Raw genomic sequence first — 20,499 nt, forward strand, 5'->3', positions numbered from 1 at the left:
CCCGCAGAATCGCGTGGGCAGCCACCGGCCCGCCACTCCCCCCGCCGCCTGAACGGTCAGGGAACCCGGATCAGGTGCACCGCCGCGCTCGCCCAGTCGCCGGGCGGCAGCTCGGGCTGTATCCCGTACTCCCGGAGCACGGTCGCGGAGTGGACCGTGCCGGTGCGGGCGTCGCGGTAGCGGGCAGCGGGATCGAGTCCGGCCAGCCGGAGTGGACGTGACGGACTGCCATGACATGGTGTCCGCTGCCAGACGAGGAGGAGTGTCTCGCTGCCGTCGGCGGCGGTGTACTGCGTCGCGGCCGGTCCATCGTCGGCCGGGGCCCGCAGCCGGTGCAGTGTGCCGTGCTGTACGAGGTGGCGTACCCGCTTGTACTCGGCCACCAGGACGGCGCCCTCGGCCAGTTCGGCGCCGGACCAGCGGGACAGATCGCCGCCGATGCCCAGGACTCCGGCCATCGCCACATGGAAGCGGAAGCGCAGCGGTACCGAGCGGCCGGTGAGCTCGTTGGGCACATCGGTCACCCAGGCGGCCATGGTCCGTGCCGGGTAGAGCTGGCCGTATCCGTGCTGGACGGTGACGCGGTCCGCGGCGTCGGTGTTGTCCGAGGGCCACGCCTGGTCGGTGCGGGACAGCATGCCCAGGTCCACCCGGCCGCCACCGCCGCTGCACGCCTCGATCCGGAGGCGGGGATGATCGGCGCGGAGCCGGTCGATGACGTCGTAGAGGTGGTGGACGTACGTCGTCCATACCTCGTCGGCCCCGTCCGCCCGGTCCGGCCAGCCGGCTTCGCTGAACGCGCGGTTCATGTCCCACTTCAGGAAGTCGATGCCGTGGTCGCCGACGAGCCGGGTCAGCCATCCGTACGCCCAGTCGGCGACGTCGCGACGGGCAAAGTTGAGAACCAGCTGGTTGCGGAGCTCGGTACGGGTGCGGTGGGGGAAGTGAAGCACCCAGTCCGGGTACGTGCGGTAGAGGTCGCTGTCCGGGCTGACCATCTCCGGCTCCACCCAGAGGCCGAAGCGCATACCGAGCCGGTGCACCTCCTCGACCAGGGGCGCCAGTCCTCCGGGGAAGCGGTCCGGGGCCGGTGACCAGTCACCGAGTCCGGCCTCTGCGCTGCGGCGCGCCCCGAACCATCCGTCGTCCATGACGTAGAGCTCCACACCGAGCGCCGCCGCCCGGGCGGCCAGCGCCTTCTGGCCCGCTTCGTCCACGTCGAAGCCGGTCGCCTCCCAGGAGTTGTAGAGGATCGGCCGGATCTCCTGAGGGTGCGGCAGCACATGGGCAAGGGTGTACGCGTGCCAGGCCCGGCTCGCCGCACCGAAGCCGCCCTCGCAGTAGAGGCCGGCGTGGACCGGAGTGGTGTACTCCTCACCGGGGCCGAGCGGGAGGGACGGGCCCTCGTGGCCGGCGCCGCCGGTGAAGCCCGCACGGCCGTCGGCGGTGCGCTGCACGGTGATGCGCCAGCTGCCGCTCCAGGCCAGTGCCGCGCTCCACACCTGGCCCTGGTTCTCGGTCGCGTCGCCCGCGTCGAGCATCACCCAGGGGTTCGTGTGGTGGCTGGTGATGCCTCGTCTGCTGGTGAGAACCGTTTCGCCGAACGGCAGCTGGTTCCGGCGCAGTCGAGTCTCGGCCGACCACTGACCGGTGACATGGCTCAGCCGGTAATCGTCCCGGAACGGCAGGGTCCACGCGGCGGAGTCCGCGCGCTGGAGTGCGACGGGGGCGACACCGTCGTTGCGCAGCACGGTCCAGCGTTCGATGACGTCGCTGTCGTCGTGGACCCGGTAGTGGAGCGCCACCCGAAGCGGCTGGAGGCGGTCGCGGAACTCCAGGACCAGCTCGGCCGAACCCGGCGCCGGCTCGTGCACGCGGTGGCCGGTGGCCTGCCATTCGAAGGCGCGGGTGCCATCGGCGAAGCGCACCTGCAGCGAGGGGGGTCCGTACCGCGGTCCGCCGTCGACGGGCAGTTCGTCACCGACGGACGGCCGCCCCTCGAAGCTGCTGGCCGGGGGCGCCGGCTCAGTGGCGAACTCCTGGGCCTCCTCAAGCGTCAGCACGGGTCCCCACGCAAGGTGGCAGGGCGCTCCCGTCGCGTCGATCCGTAGCGCGTACGAGGTGCGCGGGGTGGAGAGCAGCCAGACCCCGGTGTCGGGGGCGAAGGCGATCACAGACATTGATCCTCACGTTCAGGTTGCGCCACGAAGGCAGTGGGCAGCCAACTCTGCCTTTGATCAGCTGTCAATCCCTTGTCTCAGTATGAGATTTGTAGCCATCTTCCATGCCGAGTTGAGATTTCGAAAGAGCCTGTTTCTTTTATTGACAGCAGAAAAGAACACCCTCTACGTTTCGGCCATGCACTCGTCCCCCCGTACCGAGGCGGTCCCGGTTCCGACGCCGGCCGCTTCCCTGGTCTTCACCACCACGCTGTCCCACGGCCCCCTCACCCGGGCCGAGATCGGGCGGCGGGCCGACCTCTCACCGGCCGCGGTCACCAAGGCCGTACGGCCCCTGATGGCGGCCGGCTATCTCGTCGAGGGCGTGGACGAGGAGGCACCGCCGTCCCTCGGGCGGCCCGCCAACCTCGTACGGGTGGACGGCGGCCGCGCGCTGTTCATCGGGGTCAAGGTCACCGGGGACGAGATCATCGCGGTCCTGACCGACCTGTGCTGCCGCATCCGGGTCGCCCGGCACGTCCGGATCACCACCCGTGATCCCGCCGCCGTGCTCGCCTCGACCGCCACGCTCGTGCAGGAACTCCTCACGGAGGCCGACGGGTTCGGGGTGCAGGTGAGCGGTATGGGTCTCGCGGTGTCCGGAGATGTGGACCGCGCCGCCGGAGTGGTCCGCTACTCACCGTTCCTGGACTGGCGCGACGTACCGCTCGCCGAGCTGGCGCAGGCCGTGACGGGTCTGCCCGTCACGGTCGACAACGACGTCCGGGCCCTGACGGTGGCCGAGCAGTGGTTCGGGGCCGGGGTGGGAGTGCCGGACTTCGCGCTGGTGACCGTCGGTGCGGGCATCGGCTGCGGGCTCGTGGTGCACGGCAGGGTGGTCTCCGGTGCGCACGGGGTGGCCGGCGAGATCGGGCATCTGTCCATCGACCCGCAGGGACCGCCGTGTCACTGCGGGAACACCGGGTGTGTGGAAGCCATCGCCGGGGACGCCGCCATCATCCGCCGGGTCGGCGAGGTGACCGGACTGCCGGTCACCGACTCCGCACAGGCCCTTGAACTCGCGCACCGGGGAGACCCCGGGGCCCGGGAGGTGTACGCGCGGGCCGGGGAGGCCATCGGACGGGCCATCGGGGCCGTCGTCAATGTCCTCGGACCCCAGCGGGTGATCATCTCGGGCGAGGGCCTGGCGGCGTACGACCTGTTCGCCGAGCAGATCCGCGACACCTTCGCCGCCGCCGCCTTCGGTACCGCCGCCCAGTGCGACGTGATGACTCGTCCGCTGCCCTTCGAGGAATGGGCGCGCGGGGCCGCGGCGACCGCGATCCAGTCCTTCATCGGTACAGAACACGTATGAGGAGCAGTAATGACGATGCAGAGCCGCATCTTCTCGTCCGTCACCGATCCCAGCCGCCGCACGGTGGTCCGGGGCACGCTCGGCGTCGGCGCCGCCGCACTGGCAGCGCCGCTGCTGACGGCCTGCGGCGGTGGCCCTTCGGCCGACCCGAAGACGGTGACCTTCGGATCGAACGGAGCGGATGCCACACCCAAGTCCGCCTACGCGGCGGTGACGAGTGCCTTCACCAAGGACAGCGGTCTCAAGGTCAAAACGAACACCGTTGACCACGACACGTTCCAGAAGAGCATCTCCACCTATCTCCAGGGCACACCGGACGACGTCTTCACCTGGTTCGCGGGCTACCGCATGCAGTACTTCGCCAAGAAGGGGCTCGCCCACCCGCTCGACGACGTCTGGGACACCATAGGTTCCGGTTTCAGCAACGCCGCGAAGCAGCTCTCCAAGGGCGTGGACGGAAAGTACTACTTCGTCCCGCTGTACAACTACCCGTGGGCCGTCTTCTACCGCAAGAGCGTGTTCAAGGAGCGCGGGTACGGACTGCCCCGTACCTGGAGCGAATTCACCGCACTGGCCAAGCAGATGAAGAAGGACGGCCTCTCGCCGATCGCCTCCGGGTACGGCGGGGGCGACAGCTGGTCCATCCTCGGCGCCTTCGACTATCTGAACCTGCGCGCCAACGGGTACGACTTCCACATGTCGCTCATGCGGGGTGAGGTCTCCTGGACCGACCGCCGTACGAGCCGGACCCTGGACCTGTGGCGTGAGCTCAGCCCCTACTACCAGCAGGGCGCGGGCGGCCGTTCGTGGCAGGACGCCGCTCAGTCACTGCTCGACAAGAAGTCCGGCATGGCGGTCATCGGGCTGTTCCTGGGACAGCAGATCACCGACGAGAAGCTGCGCGCGGACATCGATTTCTTCGCCTTCCCGGAGATCGACGCGGCCCACGGTCAGGACACGGTCGAGGCACCCACCGACGGGTTCATGCTCAGTCGCAAGCCGAAGAACCAGGAGGGCGCGGCCCGCCTGCTCGAATTCCTCGGCAGCGCCCAGGCGGAGAATCTGTACATGGGGGCCGACCCGAGCAATGTCGCCGTCCACTCCGCTGCGGACACCGGCTCGTACAACGCCCTGCAGAAGAAGTCCGCTGAACTCATCGCCTCGGCGAAGCACATCACGCAGTTCGGCGACCGCGACAGCGACCCGGGCTTCATCTCCACCGTCGTCCTGCCGGGTCTGGCGCAGTGGCTGAGCCACCCCGACGACGGCTCGGCCCTGCTGAAGAAGATCGAGTCCCAGCGCTCGCGCTTCTTCACGGCCTGATCCGGGCCGGGAAGGTTCACCATGTCCTCCGCACCCTCGGCGCCTCCCGCCGCTTCTTCCCGGGCGCCCGCCCCGGCGCGACCCGACGCGCCGCGTGCCCGCCCGCGGCCGTTGCGGCTCGGCCGCGGTGACCGCCTCTTCCTCACGGTCATCGTCGGCATTCCGCTGCTCGCCCTGCTGGTCTTCGTCTGGCTGCCGGCGCTGGCCTCCGTCGGGCTGTCCTTCACCAGCTGGGACGGCATCGATCCGGGCGACATCCGCTGGGTCGGCCTGGACAACTACCAGGAGATCTTCACCAATTACCCGCCGTTCTGGCCCGCGGTGCAGCACAACGTCGTCTGGCTGCTGTTCACGGCACTGCTGCCCACCCCGTTCGGCATCTTCCTCGCGTACCAGCTCGACCGGAAGATCAGGTTCACCCGCTTCTACCAGACCGCGATCTTCCTGCCCATGGTGCTCTCCCTCGCCGTGGTCGGTTTCATCTGGGAGATCATCTACAACCCCGACAACGGACTTCTGAACGGCGTCCTGAACGGGGCGGCGCCCGGCCACCACATCGACTGGCTGGGCGATCCGGACCTCAATCTGTGGGCCGTCCTCATCGCCTCGGCCTGGCGCCACACCGGCTACATCATGATCCTCTACCTGGCCGGCCTGAAGGGCTTCGACCCCGCACTGAAGGAAGCGGCCTCGCTCGACGGCGCCAGTGGACGCCAGACGTTCCTGAGGGTCGTCTTCCCGGCACTCAAGCCGGTCAACATCATCATTCTCGTCGTCACCGTCATGGAGTCACTGCGGGCGTTCGACATCGTCTATGTGCTCGGTGGTGGTGTCGGCAGCAAGCCCGGCATGGAGCTCCTGTCGCTCCTGATCACCGACAACATCATCGGTGAATCCAGCCATATCGGTTACGGCTCCGCACTCGCGGTCGTCCTGCTCATCGTCTCGCTGCTCGCCATCGGGACCTTCCTTGCCCAGACCTTCCGCAAGGAGGACCAGTGACCGCGACCGTCACACCGCCGGCCGCCGGCCCGCGCACCCGCCACGCACCGCTCCCGGACGCCGGCCCTGCGCGCCCGAGGCGCCAGACAGGACGGCATATCCTGCTCGGCGGGATCGCCCTCCTCTGGCTCGTTCCGCTGCTGTGGGCGGTGTACACCTCGCTGCGGCCCTACTCGGACACCAGCAGGCAAGGCTACCTCTCCCTGCCGCACAGCCTCGGCTTCGAGAACTTCGCCGCCGCCTGGCACCAGTCGGGCATGCCGCACTTCTTCTGGAACTCCGTCCTGATCACCGTTCCGGCGGTCCTCGGCACACTGCTCTTCTCCGCCGCGGTGGCCTTCTTCGTCTCCCGGTTCGACTTCCGCTGGAACGTCGCCCTGCTGATGTTCTTCACCGCGGGCAACCTGCTCCCCGCCCAGGTGCTGATCACTCCGCTGTACCGGCTCTATCTGCTGATCCCGCTGCCCGGCTGGATGAGCGACTCGTTCCTGCTCTACAACTCGGTGTGGGGCATCATCGTCATCCACATCGCCTACCAGTGCGGCTTCTGCACCTTCGTCCTCAGCAATTACATGCGGACGATCCCGAAGGAAATCACGGAGGCGGCGCTGGTGGACGGCGCCCCTGTGTGGCGCCAGTTCTTCCAGATCGCGCTGCCGCTGTGCCGTCCCGCGTTCGCGGCGCTCGCCACCCTCGAATCGATCTGGATCTACAACGACTTCTTCTGGTCGCTCGCCCTGATCGAGACCGGCGACAAACGCCCGATCACGTCCGCACTCGCCAATCTCCAGGGCCAGTACTTCACCAATCCCAACCTCATCGCGGCCGGCGCACTGATGACCGCGATCCCGACGCTGCTGGTGTACTTCGCACTCCAGCGCCAGTTCATCAGCGGGCTCACCCTCGGTTCGGGCAAGTAGCGAACCCTGCCCTGCACGCAACCGGAACACCGCACCACTGCCGAATCCCTTCGCCGAGAAAGCAAAGAGGTCCCCTCTCATGCGGTCACCCACCCGCCCCGCCGCAAGAGCCCTGCGCTCCGCGCTGGTACTCGCCGTCACCGCCGGCCTGGCCGTTGCCGTACCGACGGCGCAGGCTGCCCCGTCCGAGACCCCCACCACCACCGCTGTGGCCGACGCAGCCGGCCCCGGCGAGGACAGCCTGGCCCAGAAGCCGTACATGGGCTGGAGCAGCTGGAGCCTCCAGACCACCTCGTACCCGGGAATCAACCCCAACGGCAACTACAGCTATCTCACCGAAGCCAACGTCAACAAGCAGACGGACGCCCTGGCCGCCAAGCTCAAGAAGTACGGCTACGAGTACATCAACATCGACGCCGGCTGGTGGCGCGGCTGGGACTGGACGCCGGAGTTCGACGCGTACGGGCGCCAGAAGGCCGACAAGGCACGCTTCCCGAGCGGGATGAAGGCGGTCGCCGACCGTATCCACGGCAAGGGTCTCAAGGCCGGCATCTATCTCCCAGTCGGTCTGGAGAAAGAGGGATACGGCGAGGGCAAGCTGCCGATCTGGAACACCGACAACTGCACCACCGGTGACATCGTCTACAGCGATCTGCGGACGACCAACGGCTGGGACAGCTCGTACAAGATCGACTTCTCGAAGCCGTGCGCCCAGAAGTACGTCGACTCTCAGGCGCAGCTCATCGCCGACTGGGGCTACGACTTCCTCAAGCTCGACGGCGTGGGTCCCGGGTCCTTCAAGAGCGGCGACAACTACGACAACCGCGCGGACGTCGCGGCCTGGCAGAAGGCCATCAAGAGCACCGGACGGCCCATCCATCTGGAGATCTCCTGGTCGCTCGACATCAACTACGCCAAGGACTGGCAGGCCACGTCCAACGGATGGCGCGTCGACACGGATGTCGAGTGCTACTGCAACACGCTGGTGTCGTGGGAGAACTCCGTCGAGGACCGGTGGCGTGACACTCCCGGGTGGACGCGGTACGCCGGCCCCGGCGGCTGGAACGACCTCGACTCGATCAATGTCGGCAGCGCCGCCATGAGCGGCCTGACCAAGGCCGAGCGGCAGAGCTACATGACGCTGTGGGCGATCGCCAAGTCGCCGCTGTTCAGCGGGGACGACCTCACCCAGCTCGACGACTACGGCCTGTCGCTGATGACCAACCGCGACGTGCTGGAGATCAACCAGCAGCCGGGGAAGCCCGCCAAGCCCGTCTCCTCGGTCGGCGACGAGCAGGTCTGGGCGTCCGCCAACCCCGACGGCAGTTACACCGTCGCCCTGTTCAACCAGGGCGACTCCGCCTCCCCGGTGACCGCCGACTGGTCGGCCCTCGGCTTCACGGGCCAGGCGTCCGTCCGTGACGTGTGGAACAGCGAGAACCTCGGCCGGCACAAGGACGGCATCACCCAGGCCCTGCCGGCCCACGGCTCGCGTCTGTTCACCGTCACCCCGAACGGCCCCGCGCTGAAGACGACGGCGTACGAGGCGGAGTCCCCGGACAACGTCCTGTCCGGTTCCGCGTCCGTCGCCGACTGCGCCGAGTGCTCGGGCACGAAGAAGATCGGCAACCTGTATCTGGGCGGCACGCTCCAGTTCACGAACGTCGTCGTCAAGCAGGCCGGCCGCTACCTGATCAACGTCGCCTACACGTCGGGGGATCCGCGGTCGATCGGCGTGTCCGCGAACGGAAAGGCGCCCGTCGCGACGGCCTTCCCGTCCACCGGTGGCTGGGGAGCCGCCGACACGATCAGCGTGCCGGTCACGCTGAAGGCGGGCAGCAACACCGTCACCTTCGACAGCGGTACGGGCTACTCGCCCGACATCGACAAGATCGACGTTCCGCTCCGGTAGCCCCGTCGCACGACCACATACGGGGGCGCGTCCTGATCGGCGTGCCCCCGTCCCGTGCTGCCCCTGCCCCGCGCTCCCGCCCGGGCTCCCCGATGCCGTACCGCGCCCTCCACCATGTCCGCAGGAATGGAGTAGTCCCGTGAACGACCAGCATCCGCACACCCCTGCGCAGCCCAGCACCAGCACCAGCCGCCGCCGCGTGCTCTCGCTCGCCGCCGCCGTCGGATCGCTCACCGCTCTCGGAGGCCTCCCCGCCTTCGCCGCCTCCGCCCCGCCGAAGCGCCCCACCACGTCCCCGATGCTCGCCGAGGGCCAAGGTTCGACGACGCGGATGTGGTACCGCGCACCGGCCGGCGAGAAGACGATGCTGGAGCGGGCGCTGCCGGTCGGCAACGGCCGGCTCGGCGCTCTCGTCGGCAACGACCCTTCGCACGAACTGCTCTTCGTCTCCGACGCCACCATGTGGACCGGCGGGATCAATGACGTACTGGAGCAGGACGGGCAATTCCCCTACGGGCGGACCGATTTCGGCAGCCTCACCCAGCTGGCGCACGTGACGGTCGACATCCCGGAGCACGATCTCGGCACCGTCAACAGCTACCGCCGCGAGCTCGATCTCGCCCAGGGCCTGGTCACCTCCAGCTACATCCGCTCGGGTGTGTCCTTCGAGCGCCGCGTCTTCGCAAGTCAGCCGGACGACGTGATCGTCGTGCAGTTCTCCCAGCGCGGTGGCGGTCACTACACCGGCACCGTCTCGCTCGACGGCACGCACGACGAGACGACATCGGCGGACGGCGCGCACGACAGCCTTTCCTTCGGCGCCGAGTTCACCAACGGACTCCGCTACGGCGCCGCGATCACCGCACACAGCATGAGTGGATCGGTCACCACCCAGGGCTCAAAGATCGTCTTCACCCGGTGCGCGGATCTGACGGTCGTGATCAGCGGTGGTACGAACTACTCCCCCGACCCGCAGGCCGGCTACCGGGACCCGGACCTCGACCCGGCCGCACTCGCCAGGACCAAGGTGCGGACCGCCGTGCGCCATTCGCCCACCACACTGCTGCACACCCATGTGGCCGACTACCGAGATCAGTTCGACGGCATGCAGATCTCGCTGGGCCCTTCCACGACCGAGCAGCGGGCGCTCGACACCTGGGAACGGCTGAAGGCGCGTACCCAGCAGGACGAGCCGGACCCGGAGTTCGAAGCGCTGTACCTCCAGTTCGGCCGCTATCTGATGATCAGCAGCTCCCGGGGCAGTCTTCCGGTCGCCCTCCAGGGCCCGTGGCTGGACGGCAATGACCCGGACTGGATGGGTGATTACCACACCGACATCAACATCCAGATGAACTACTGGATGGCCGATCGCACCGCGCTCTCCCGCAACTTCGACGCGTTCACCGACTACTGCCTCTCTCAGCTCCCGGTCTGGACGGAACTCACCCAGAGCCTGTTCAACGATCCGCGCAACCGGTTCCGCAACTCCTCCGGCAAAATCGCCGGCTGGACCGTGGCGTACTCCACGAACATCTACGGCGGCCTGGGCTGGTGGTGGCACCCGCCGGGCAATGCCTGGCTGTGCAACACCCTGTGGGAGCACTACGAGTACACCCAGGACCGGAAGCATCTCGCGAAGATCTACCCACTCCTCCAGGGCGCCTGCGAGTTCTGGGAGACCCGGCTGCTGACCATGACGGTCACCGACGCGGGGACCGGCAAGGAACGTGAGGTCCTCGTCGCCGACAAGGACTGGTCGCCGGAGCACGGCCCCCAGGACGCGAAGGGCATCACCTACGCCCAGGAAGTGGTGCGGGACCTCTTCGCGCATTACCGCGAGGCCAGTGCACTGCTCGGCAGGAACGCCGCGTACAGCAAGACCGTCGCCGGGCTCCAGGAGCGGCTGTACATGCCCGAGGTCAGCCCGAAGACCGGCTGGCTCCAGGAGTGGATGTCCCCCGACAACCTCGGTGAGACCACGCACCGCCATCTCTCCCCGCTGGTGGGCCTGTTCCCCGGAGACCGTATCCGGCCCGATGCCTCGCCCGCGGAGCTGGTGAAGGGCGCGACCGAACTCCTCACCGCGCGGGGGATGGAGAACTTCGGCTGGGCGAACGCCTGGCGGTCCCTGTGCTGGGCGCGACTGAAGCACGCGGAGAACGCGTATCAGCTGGTGGTCACCAATCTGCGGCCGTCCGTAGACGGCAGCAACGGCAGCGCGATGAATCTGTTCGACATCTACGAGACCGGGAAGGGCCGTGGGATCTTCCAGATCGAGTCCAACTTCGGCACTGCCGCCGCCGTGATCGAAATGCTGCTCTACTCGCGCCCCGGACACATCGAACTGCTCCCCGCGCTGCCCGCCGCCTGGGCGCCTGCCGGCTCGGTCTCCGGCATCGGCGCGCGCAGCGGTTTCGTCGTCGGCCTGAGCTGGCGCGACGGCAGGGTCCGCGAGGCCACCATCCGCAGTGTCGGCGGGCGCAGGACCACGGTGACGGCGGGCGGCATCTCGCACGACGTCGACCTCCGTTCCGGGGAATCCGTCACGCTGCGGAACTTCCGATGAGCCGCGCAGCGCACCGCGCCCTGCTCGCGGTCGTGGCCCTCGCCGCCACACTTCTCGCCCCCGCCCACGCCTCCTCCTCCTCCGCCGCCGCGGCAACTCCCGTGCCCGACCGGTCGGTGGTCACCTGGGCGGCCAGCGCGGACCGGCTGGGCGAGGCCCCGTCCGACCGCAGTTACCGTCTGGTCGTCCGCACGAGCGTGGGCGGCAGCGGAGTGCGTATCCGAGTGTCCAACGCGTTCGGCGACCGGCCACTGGTCATGGGCAGCGCATACGCCGGACTGCGCAAAGCCGGTGCCCGGCTGATGGCGGGCTCCAACAGGAAGCTCCGCTTCGACGGGGCGGCGTCCGTGACCCTGGCGCCGGGCGAAATCCGCTACAGCGATCCGCTGCCCGGGAGGACCGAGGCCGGCAGCGATCTGGCGGTCAGCCTGTACGTACGGACGTCGGGCGGTCCCGCCACCGGGCACGGGATGGCTCTCCAGACGTCGTACGCGACCGCCGGGGACCACGCGGCCGAGGAACGGGACGGCGCGTACACGGAACAGATCGGGTCGTGGTTCTACCTCGACGCGGTCAGCGTGGACACCGGCGCCGGCACCGGCGCCGTGGTCACGCTCGGGGACTCCATCACGGACGGCTGGCAGTCCACCACCGACAAGAATCTTCGCTGGCCCGACTTCCTGGCGCGCCGGCTGCAGCAGGAGCCGGGCGCCACGGTCCAGGGCGTGGCCAACGCGGGGATATCCGGGAACCAGGTCCTGGCGGACGGCGGCGGGCAGAGCGCGCTCGCGCGTCTCGACCGCGACGTGCTGTCGCTGCCCGGGGTGCGCACGGTGGTCCTGTTCGAGGGCGTCAATGACATCAAGTCCCACAGCGGTGTCACGGCGGCCTCGCTGACGGCGGGCTACCGCCGAATCATCGACCGGGCCCACGCGGCGGGGAAGTGCGTCGTCGGCGCCACCGTCCTCCCCTACCAGGGCTGGTCGGAGTGGGATCCACAGGGGGATGCGGTACGCGTGGAGGTGAACGAGTGGATCCGCACCAGCGGCGCGGTGGACGCGGTGGCGGACTTCGACAAGGTCCTGCGCAGCCCGTACAACCCGCAGCGGCTGCTGCCGACGTTCGACGGAGGGGACCATCTGCATCCCAACGACAAGGGCATGCAGGCGATGGCCGACTCGATCGGCCTCGGGGCCCTCGCGTGCGAAGGCGGGAGCGGGTGAGCCCGCGCGAAAGCCGGTGAACCCGCGGTCACGTCCACGTCCTGACGACGCATCAGCCGATCGGGACGCCGGGGCGCAAATCGATCAGCAGTGAGCCGCTCCAGGGCCCGTCGGGGCTATGTCACCGCGCGTGACCCCGACGGGCCGATGGGCGGCCTTGGCGCAGCGCGCCTGCCCGGTGGCCGGACGAGCCATGAGGCCTCGTGTGCGCGGCTGCCCGGATGCCACTCGGCCGCGTCGACGGGGGCCGGCACCCGCCCCGGCGACCCGGCCGCCATCGTTCTCTCGGGCGTCCTCGCGGCAGCTCCCCACCTCGACCCGGCACGGTCAGCGGCGTGGCGGGGGGATCGCCGACGGCGTGGCTGCGCTCCGGCCCGGCTCAGCCGCCGTCGACCGCCCTGTCCGCCGGGGAGAGATGGAGATGGGCCAGGTCGTGCGGGACCGGACCGTCGGGGCGGAAGAGAGGTGCGCTCTCCCCGTCGGCGGCCGTGGCCGGAGCATCCGTGAGGCGCAGGCGCGTGCGTAGCCGCCCGTAGAAGTCGTGCGGCCCGAGCCGGATGGCCCGCAGACGACGCGGTGCGGCGTACACCCCGAGCCAGTCCCCGGCGTCCAGTACGCCACGCAGGTGACCGTCGATCGTCACCGCGCCCTGTCCCGAGTGGGGCAGGACGCGGACCGCGATCGGTTCGTCCGGCGCGGCGATCACGGTGCGGTTGAAGGTCATGTGCGGCGCGACGGGTGTGAAGATGACGGCATCCATACGTGGTGAGACCACCGGACCGCCTGCGGCGAAGCTGTAGGCGGTCGACCCGGTGGGGGTGGCCATGATGACGGCATCGGCCGAGTACGAGGCAAGGAGCCGGCCGCCGATGTAGACGCCGAGACTCACCTGCCGGTCACGCGCGAGCTTCTCCACGACGACGTCGTTGAGAGCGGTGACGTCGAGCGCCACGCCCCAGCCCTCCACCGCGGCCTCCGCCTCCCGGTCGACCTGGGGAGGCGGCAGCATCGGGCGGCGCCCGTAGCCCATCAGGGCATCGATGTCCTTGGGCACTTGGAGCACGCGGGAGGCTCTCATCGTCAGCATCATGCGCTCCTCGACCTCCGTCCTTCCCTGGTGGACGGCGTCGAGCGCCCGGACGACGTCCTCGGCCGGCACCTCGGTCAGGAAGCCGACGCGGCCCAGGTCGATCCCGAGAACGGCGGCATCGTTCTTGGCAGCGATCCTGGCGCCACGCAGAAATGTCCCGTCGCCTCCGAGCGTCACGATGAGATCAGGGTTGCCTGCGACATCGGCCTCTTCCCGCCCGCCGCGCCGGCGTTCGTCGTCGCGCCACACGTCGATGTCCGTGCAGGGAATGTCTTCACCGGCACACCAGTCGCGCACGACGCGCGCCGAGGCAACGGCCTCGGGACGGCCTTGGTGGACGACGACTCCCACCCGCTCGACACTCATCGGTTCAACTCCCCGCGATCTGACGATGTCCTGACCCCACCTTGAGGGCCCTGCGGGTGTGCCGCCCGTCGCCGGGCCGACACACCGCTCCCCATCAGGCGATCGGGTCCGCCGGGTTGCCACTGGGAACGATCAACAGGTCCGGAAGGGTGGACGGCAGATCCACCACGTCACCGGCCGTGGTGCTGAACGCGACGGCCGGCAGCCGTCACCCTTCAGGGTCTTTCCCGATCCCCTGGACGCGCCAAGCGGTCGCTGCTGATCCTCGACGCGGAAGGATCGGTGCCATGAGCCTGACCTCATCCACCGGCCCGCCCCGGCGCGCAGAATGTCCCGAACCGGCCCATCGCCGCCCTCGACAGCGGCGTCCGAACCGGCCCCGGCCCCGGCCCCGGCCCCGACAGCTTCCATGAGCAGATGCGCGAAGGCCGATGGACGGCGTCCCAGCACCGCCCCGGGCGGATGTGTCCGCCCGTCGCACGCTCGCCGGCTCCCGGCATCCGAACACCGTTACACCGACTGGCGGCGACAGGCAGTGTCGCACCACGTGTCTGAGGAGAAACCGTGCTTATCGATCTCACCGGCAAGACCGCGCTCGTCACCGGATCCACGCAAGGCATCGGTTTTTCCATTGCCGCAGGGCTGGCCCGTGCCGGCGCCCGCGTAGCCGTCAACGGACGCCGTCGGCAGTCCGTGGACGATGCCATCGAGAAACTGCGGCAGGACACGGAACGTGACTCCTTCATCGCCGCGCCCGGCGACATCACCACCGACGACGGCGCCCGGCAGGTCACCGAAGCGGCCCCGGACGTCGCCATCCTTGTCAACAATCTGGGCATCTTCGGGACCGCCTCTGCCCTGGAGATCAGCGACGAGGCGTGGCGCCATTACTTCGACGTGAATGTTCTGTCCGCCGTCAGGATGATCCGTGCCTACCTCCCAGCCATGAAGGACCGCTCCTGGGGGCGAGTCCTGAACATCGCGAGCGATTCGGCCGTGGTCATCCCGGTGGAGATGATCCACTACGGCGTGTCCAAGACTGCTCTGCTCGCTGTCACGCGGGGCTTCGCCAAGGACGCCGCCGGTACCGGAGTGACCGTCAACTCGGTTATCGTCGGGCCGACTCACACCGGTGGCGTCGAGGATTTCGTGTACGAACTCGTCGACCCCAGTCTTCCCTGGGACGAAGCGCAGCGGGAATTCATGGTCAAGCACCGGCCTCAGTCACTTCTGCAGAGACTGATCGAGCCGGAAGAGATTGCAAACATGGTTGTCTATCTCAGCTCGGACCTCGCCTCCGCCACGACCGGCGGGGCCGTGCGCGCGGACGGTGGATACGTCGACTCCATCCTCCCCTGACAGGTCACGAACGCCGGGAGCCCCACAGCGACGGTCTCCTTGATACCGGTGCGGTGACCTGCGTCAAGTCGCCAGGGCGTCGCTCCACGGGCCCCGAGGAGCCCGACCGCCGTCGTGCTCCTGCAGTCGGCGGCCGGGGGGAACCGGGGGGTGGCTGCACCAACCGCGCCGGGCGGCCTCCCCACCAGTTTGCATCCGTGCAGATCTGCGCCACCGTCACCATCGTCGCCCCACCGACGTCCGTGATCCGTTCCCACCCGGACGGAGGCGGCCCCGGCCCCCGGCCTGGTGGGCACAGTCCTGTGCCGGGTATCCAGTTCACCCGGATCGCCATCACTCCCCTGGCGGAGCTGCCCGGCGAAGCCGGCCGGCCCGATGTTCGTGGCGCGCATCGCCATGCGGTGGGGTGCGGACGACTGGCAGGCGTGTACAGGGAGCTCTAGCGTCGAGGTCGGAGCGCCCAGTCCTGAAGGAGCAGTCATGACCACACGCCCGCCCGTCCCTCCGTTCACACGGGAGACCGCAATCGAGAAGGTCCGCCAGGGAGAGGACGGCTGGAACACACGTGACCCCGAGAAGGTCGCCCTGGCCTACACGGAGGGCTCGCGATGGCGCAACCGGGCGGAGTTCGTGACGGGACGCGACGAGATCGTCGCGTTTCTGAAGCGCAAGTGGACCCGCGAGCTCGACTACCGGCTGATCAAGGAACTCTGGGCGTTCGACGGCAACCGGATCGCGGTGCGGTTCGCGTACGAGTCGCACGACGACTCCGGCAACTGGTACCGCTCGTACGGCAACGAGAACTGGGAGTTCGACGAGAACGGGCTGATGGCCGTACGGCATGCCTGCATCAATGACCTGCCGATCAAGGAATCGGACCGCAAGTACCACTGGCCGCTCGGTCGCCGCCCCGACGACCACCCCGGTCTCAGCGACCTCGGATTCTGATCCCGGAGCCGCTCCTGAGGTACCCAAAGCGTTGTGCGCCCCACGACACGGGCCCTGCTGACGCCGTCGGCCCGCGTACTCCGACCTCCCGGCACACCGATCCGGCTGCCGGGCCCGACCGGGAGGTGGGAGAAGGCGGGCATGCCGCAGCCACCGCCGGGCGCGGTGCCGTCCGGGACGGTTTCATGGTCCGCCCCGGCCCCCGGGCACGGAACCGCCGACGTCCGAGGGCAACGTGCGGTGCCGCCCCCTCACATGTTGATCATGTGCCCGGCGAGCCCGTGCACAGCCTCCTTGACCGCCTCGCCGAGCGTCGGGTGGGCGTGGACGTTGCGAGCCACCTCGTGGACCGTCAGGTCCCACTGCTGGGCCAAGGTGAGCTCCGGCAGCAGTTCGGTGACATCCGGGCCGATGAGGTGGGCGCCGATGATCTCGCCGTACTTCGCGTCGCTGATCAGCTTCACGAAGCCTGTCGTGTCGCCCAGACCGTGCGCCTTGCCGTTCGCGGTGAAGGGGAACTTGGCCACCTTGACGTCGAAGCCCTTCTCACGTGCCTGCGCCTCGGTCCAGCCGAAGCTGGCGATCTGCGGCTGGCAATAGGTGGCGCGCGGGATCATCGGGTAGTCGAGCTCCATGGTCTCGGCTCCCGCGATGGTCTCGGCCGCGACCACGCCCATCGACTCGGCGGCGTGCGCGAGCATCAGCTTCGCGGTGACATCGCCGATCGCGTAGATGTGCGGTACGGATGTGCGGCAGCGGCCGTCGACATCGATCGTGCCGCGCTCGGTGATGCCTACGCCGGTGCTCTCCAGGCCGTAGTCGGTGACGTTCGGTGCGAAGCCGATCGCCTGCAGAACCTTGTCGGTCTCCAGGACCTTCTGTGCGCCGTCCTTGCCGGTGACCGTGACACGGACCTGCGGGCCGGACTCGTCGATCGAGTCGACGCGGGTGGAGGCGAGTACTTCGATGCCCAACTTCCTGTATTGCCTGGCCAGTTCGGCGGAGACGTCCGCGTCCTCCAGCGGCGCGATCCGGTCCAGGAACTCAACGACGGTGACCTTCACACCGTAGTTGTGCAAGACATACGCGAACTCGACACCGATGGCGCCTGCGCCCGCGATCACGATGGACTGCGGCAGGTCCTCGGCAAGGATCTGCTCTTCGTACGTCACCACGCGTGCGGTGCGGCGGGTCCCGGGCAGCAGCTTCGGAGTCGCACCGGTGGCGATGATGCAGTGGTCGAAGCCGATCCTCTGGGTCGAGCCGTCGAAGAGCGCCACGTCGAGCGTGTGCGAGTCCACGAATGTGCCGCGGCCGCTGATCTCCGTGATCCCGTTCTTCTTCATCAGGTAGTGAACACCCTTGACCCGGCCGTCCGCGACACGGCGGCTGCGTCGGAACGCCTCGCCGTAGTCGAAGGACACCTGCCCTTCGACCTTGATACCGAAGGTCTTGGCCTCGCGAGTGAAGATGTGCGCCAGCTCGGCGTTGCGCAGCAGCGCTTTGGTGGGGATGCAACCGACGTTCAGACAGACGCCGCCCCAGTATTTGGCCTCGACCACGGCGACGCGCTTGCCCAGCTGGGCGGCGCGGATCGCGGCGACATATCCGCCCGGTCCTGCTCCGAGTACGACGACGTCGAAGCGCTCACCTTGCTCATCCATGGAGATTTCCTTTCTGACGGGGATCTGTTCGGCCACCGTTGAGAGCCGACTCATCCTGGTCGAACAGCCTGTGTACCAGCCCGGCGGCCGTGGTTTCCGACACCCGTCCGCGCCAGGAAGATCACCCGGAAGACCATGCGGGCGATCGCGTGGCCGATCATCGTCGATCGCCTTTCCATCCAGCAGCATGCTCCCTCAGCCAGTTCGGCTCGGCACGCCGGTCGCGCAGACGGCCCGTCTCCCTCGTCCACCGCTTCCGTGCCGCCGCACACTTGCCGCGGTTGTCGCGACGCTCCGTGCGGGCGTGGGCTTCGCTCGCGCGGACCGGAGAGAAGGCTGCTGGGGGCCGGCGCGACAGTGGCCGGGGACACCACACGGCCCGCGCAGCCCGCCTGCCGCAGGCTCTGGGAGAGGAACTTCGGCGCCGAGCAGGTCGGGACCCTGCTGCGGCACATCCTCAACGGTTCGACCTGCACCTTTCTGCGCAGCGCTGGACAGCGTAGTGCATGTTCCCGCAGAGCCACCCAGATAATGTGATCATCTGGGTGGCGACAAGGGGGCGGGGACAGTGACCGACGATGCGGCAGGGACCGGGACACTCCGGTGTCGCGGCGCGTGTCCGATGCGGGCGTCCGGTGTTTCCCGGCACCGCTGCGTCGAGGGACGGCACTGAGCGCGGACGGCCCTCACCCGTCCGGCGGCACCCCCGTCGCGCCGGATGCGGCAGAGGCTTCCCTGCTCACGTTCCTCGGCCTGGAGCCCTTGGAGGACGCCGTGTACCGGCTCCTCGTCGACCGGCCCGACAGTGAACCCGCCACGCTCGCGGGCGAGTCGACGGGGTGCGCCGAGGAAGTTGCGTGCGCCCTCGACGTCTTGGTGGAACGAGGTCTCGCCAGCACCCAACCCGCCGGCGACGCCGCCCTCCACTACCGGGCCGCGTCCCCCGTGCTCGCTCTCGGACCTCTGCTGGAAACCCGCCGGGCGGCCTTGCGCCGTGTCGAGTCGCTCGTGACCACCCTGGCCGAACGGCACCGATCCGCCCAGGCCCATGCCTCGGGAGCGCCGGTCGAGGTGCTGTCGGGGGCGACAGCGATCCGGCGCAGGCTCCTGCTGATGCAGGATCAGGCCACCATCGAGGTATGCACCATGATGCCGCTGCGTGAGGTCCACGCCGTGATCACCGTCGAGGACAACCACGACCAGATCGAAGACGTGCTGATGCGGCGCGGGATCGCCCTCCGGAGTGTCATCGAGCGCGACTGGCTCGAACGTCCCGAAATGGCGGCGACGGCAGCCGCGTACGCCGCTCAGGGTCAGCACATCTCCGTAGTCGACGAACTTCCCATTAAAATGATCATCGTCGACCGGCGGATGGCCCTGCTGCCGCTCGCCCCGGAGCGCGACGACGTCGATCCGGTCGCGCTGGCCGTGCACGGTACCGGACTGCTCACCGCGCTCAGTTCACTCTTCGAAACGCATTTCACCAGGGGCTGGCGCCTGCTGACCTCCGACACGGACCCGACAGTCGGACGCACCGACGGTGCCGAACTCGACGCCGTGGACCGCCAGATCGTCTCCCTGCTGTACGTGGGACTCACCGACGCGGCCATCGCCCGTCAGCTCGACATGGGGCACCGTACCGTCCAGCGGCGTCTGCAGTCCCTCATGGCCGAGGTAGGGGCGGCCACGCGGTTCCAACTCGGCTGGCATGCGGCGTGCAGCGGCTGGCTGGACGGAGCGGAGGCGCAAAACCTTCCGAACCGGAGTGAAAACAGCGCCGTCTGAGGCGTATTTGCGCCTCGGCGTGTTCACGCCAGGGACATCTCTTGTACACCCCACCGGCCGTGCCGAACCATCTAGGCACCGACCGCGTGGGGCCTCCCACACCTCACACAGCTGGTCGATTTCACGCATCTGTGCGATAGGGGAGGGTTCACGTGTTCCCGACACGACAAAGACGGCTCCGCCGTGTCCTGGCCGCGGCAGTGGTCGTCGCGGCCACCGGCTCGACGCTGCTGACGTCACCGGCCTGGGCCGAGGAGGAAGCGCCGCCGGCCACGACTGTGGCCGGCGACCGGGTGCCCGTCGCGCCCGCCATGACTCAGCGTCTCGACGACACGGTCCGTGAGGGCACTCCGGCCCAGGCCGCTCGGGCGCACCTGAAGGCCCATCAGGACACATACAAGGTCCCGGTCGCGGATCTTGAGACCGTGAGTACCAGCAAGGACGGCAAGCAGTCGTCCGTCCGCTTCCAGCAGAAGCACAACGGGGTGCCGGTCTTCGGCGCCGAATACGCCGTGCAGACCGAGGCGGCGGACGGCGGTCAGAGCGTCACTTCGGCCACGGGCACCCTGTACACGGACCTGTCGGTCTCCACCGCACCGAGCGTTTCCGAGGACACCGCCGAGAGGCGGATGTTCTCCCTCGACGGAAAGCTGTCGCGGGTCAAGGGCCAATGCCACTTAGCTTGTGGTGATCGTCATGCCACGAGGCCGAGGGGTTGTTCGTTGGCGAGGCGGATCGTGGCGGGTGTGGGGTGACGGGTGCCGGTATCGGCGGGGCGCTTGACGCGATAGCTGTTGTGGCGGGGGC

General features: G+C 68.7%; 14 protein-coding genes. 11 read left to right on the forward strand and 3 right to left on the reverse strand.

Annotated elements, in window-relative coordinates; all coding sequences use genetic code 11:
• Nucleotides 1-56: 56 nt before the first annotated feature.
• Nucleotides 57-2,180, reverse strand: coding sequence for an alpha-galactosidase (locus ABZV38_RS26255; RefSeq protein ID WP_356330810.1), 2,124 nt, complete (start codon nt 2,178-2,180; stop codon nt 57-59).
• Nucleotides 2,181-2,358: 178 nt separating this feature from the next.
• Here ABZV38_RS26255 and ABZV38_RS26260 point away from each other — a divergent pair, with 178 nt between their 5' ends.
• The 7 genes from ABZV38_RS26260 to ABZV38_RS26290 all read left to right on the forward strand — a co-directional run bounded on the left by ABZV38_RS26260 (nt 2,359) and on the right by ABZV38_RS26290 (nt 12,480).
• Nucleotides 2,359-3,534, forward strand: coding sequence for an ROK family transcriptional regulator (locus ABZV38_RS26260; protein WP_356330811.1), 1,176 nt, complete (start codon nt 2,359-2,361; stop codon nt 3,532-3,534).
• 9 nt (nt 3,535-3,543) lie between these two features.
• Nucleotides 3,544-4,857, forward strand: coding sequence for an ABC transporter substrate-binding protein (locus ABZV38_RS26265; RefSeq protein ID WP_356330813.1), 1,314 nt, complete (start codon nt 3,544-3,546; stop codon nt 4,855-4,857).
• A gap of 21 nt (nt 4,858-4,878) precedes the next feature.
• Nucleotides 4,879-5,859: a sugar ABC transporter permease gene (locus ABZV38_RS26270; RefSeq protein ID WP_356330815.1), complete on the forward strand. Its 981-nt coding sequence runs from the start codon at nt 4,879-4,881 to the stop codon at nt 5,857-5,859.
• Nucleotides 5,856-6,779, forward strand: coding sequence for a carbohydrate ABC transporter permease (locus ABZV38_RS26275; RefSeq protein ID WP_356330817.1), 924 nt, complete (start codon nt 5,856-5,858; stop codon nt 6,777-6,779). The genes ABZV38_RS26270 and ABZV38_RS26275 overlap by 4 nt, the downstream gene beginning before the upstream one ends.
• 79 nt (nt 6,780-6,858) lie before the next feature.
• Nucleotides 6,859-8,691: a CBM35 domain-containing protein gene (locus ABZV38_RS26280; protein WP_356330819.1), complete on the forward strand. Its 1,833-nt coding sequence runs from the start codon at nt 6,859-6,861 to the stop codon at nt 8,689-8,691.
• Between the two features lie 139 nt (nt 8,692-8,830).
• Entirely contained in the window at nt 8,831-11,257 is a 2,427-nt protein-coding gene (locus ABZV38_RS26285; RefSeq protein WP_356330820.1) for a glycoside hydrolase N-terminal domain-containing protein, read from the forward strand.
• The gene (locus tag ABZV38_RS26290) at nt 11,254-12,480 is read left to right on the forward strand and encodes an SGNH/GDSL hydrolase family protein (protein ID WP_356330822.1); all 1,227 of its coding nucleotides are present in this window, start codon (nt 11,254-11,256) and stop codon (nt 12,478-12,480) included. Before ABZV38_RS26285 ends, ABZV38_RS26290 begins: the two co-directional genes overlap by 4 nt.
• Before the next feature lie 379 nt (nt 12,481-12,859).
• Here ABZV38_RS26290 and ABZV38_RS26295 read toward each other — a convergent pair whose 3' ends face one another.
• Entirely contained in the window at nt 12,860-13,936 is a 1,077-nt protein-coding gene (locus tag ABZV38_RS26295) for an NAD(+)/NADH kinase (protein WP_356330824.1), read from the reverse strand.
• 564 nt (nt 13,937-14,500) lie between these two features.
• On the opposite strand from ABZV38_RS26295, the gene ABZV38_RS26300 reads away from it, so the two are divergent.
• Nucleotides 14,501-15,295, forward strand: a complete 795-nt coding sequence (locus ABZV38_RS26300) for an SDR family oxidoreductase (RefSeq protein ID WP_356330826.1) — start codon at nt 14,501-14,503, stop codon at nt 15,293-15,295.
• Nucleotides 15,296-15,775: 480 nt separating this feature from the next.
• Nucleotides 15,776-16,243, forward strand: coding sequence for a nuclear transport factor 2 family protein (locus ABZV38_RS26305; RefSeq protein ID WP_356330828.1), 468 nt, complete (start codon nt 15,776-15,778; stop codon nt 16,241-16,243).
• A gap of 251 nt (nt 16,244-16,494) precedes the next feature.
• On the opposite strand, the gene lpdA is transcribed toward ABZV38_RS26305, so the two are convergent.
• A complete protein-coding gene (lpdA, locus tag ABZV38_RS26310) occupies nt 16,495-17,907 on the reverse strand; it encodes a dihydrolipoyl dehydrogenase (RefSeq protein WP_356330830.1) in 1,413 nt (470 codons plus the stop codon).
• 615 nt (nt 17,908-18,522) lie between these two features.
• Between lpdA and ABZV38_RS26315 the strand changes: the two genes are divergently transcribed.
• On the forward strand, nt 18,523-19,692 hold the full coding sequence (locus tag ABZV38_RS26315) for a hypothetical protein (protein WP_356330831.1): 1,170 nt from the start codon (nt 18,523-18,525) through the stop codon (nt 19,690-19,692).
• Nucleotides 19,693-19,844: 152 nt separating this feature from the next.
• Complete coding sequence (locus ABZV38_RS26320; RefSeq protein ID WP_356330834.1) at nt 19,845-20,447, forward strand: hypothetical protein; 603 nt, start codon at nt 19,845-19,847, stop codon at nt 20,445-20,447.
• Nucleotides 20,448-20,499 lie beyond the last annotated feature (52 nt).

Origin of the sequence: Streptomyces sp. NPDC005181, from assembly GCF_040608395.1 — a bacterium.
Lineage (GTDB): Bacteria > Actinomycetota > Actinomycetes > Streptomycetales > Streptomycetaceae > Streptomyces.

Excerpts from the sequence above, each read along its gene's own strand:
- ABZV38_RS26255 (WP_356330810.1), bottom strand. The coding sequence starts at position 2,180 with ATGTCTGTGATCGCCTTCGCCCCCGACACCGGGGTCTGGCTGCTCTCC.
- ABZV38_RS26260 (WP_356330811.1), top strand. The coding sequence starts at position 2,359 with ATGCACTCGTCCCCCCGTACCGAGGCGGTCCCGGTTCCGACGCCGGCC.
- ABZV38_RS26265 (WP_356330813.1), top strand. The coding sequence starts at position 3,544 with ATGACGATGCAGAGCCGCATCTTCTCGTCCGTCACCGATCCCAGCCGC.
- ABZV38_RS26270 (WP_356330815.1), top strand. The coding sequence starts at position 4,879 with ATGTCCTCCGCACCCTCGGCGCCTCCCGCCGCTTCTTCCCGGGCGCCC.
- ABZV38_RS26280 (WP_356330819.1), top strand. The coding sequence starts at position 6,859 with ATGCGGTCACCCACCCGCCCCGCCGCAAGAGCCCTGCGCTCCGCGCTG.
- ABZV38_RS26290 (WP_356330822.1), top strand. The coding sequence starts at position 11,254 with ATGAGCCGCGCAGCGCACCGCGCCCTGCTCGCGGTCGTGGCCCTCGCC.
- ABZV38_RS26295 (WP_356330824.1), bottom strand. The coding sequence starts at position 13,936 with ATGAGTGTCGAGCGGGTGGGAGTCGTCGTCCACCAAGGCCGTCCCGAG.
- ABZV38_RS26305 (WP_356330828.1), top strand. The coding sequence starts at position 15,776 with ATGACCACACGCCCGCCCGTCCCTCCGTTCACACGGGAGACCGCAATC.
- lpdA (WP_356330830.1), bottom strand. The coding sequence starts at position 17,907 with ATGGATGAGCAAGGTGAGCGCTTCGACGTCGTCGTACTCGGAGCAGGA.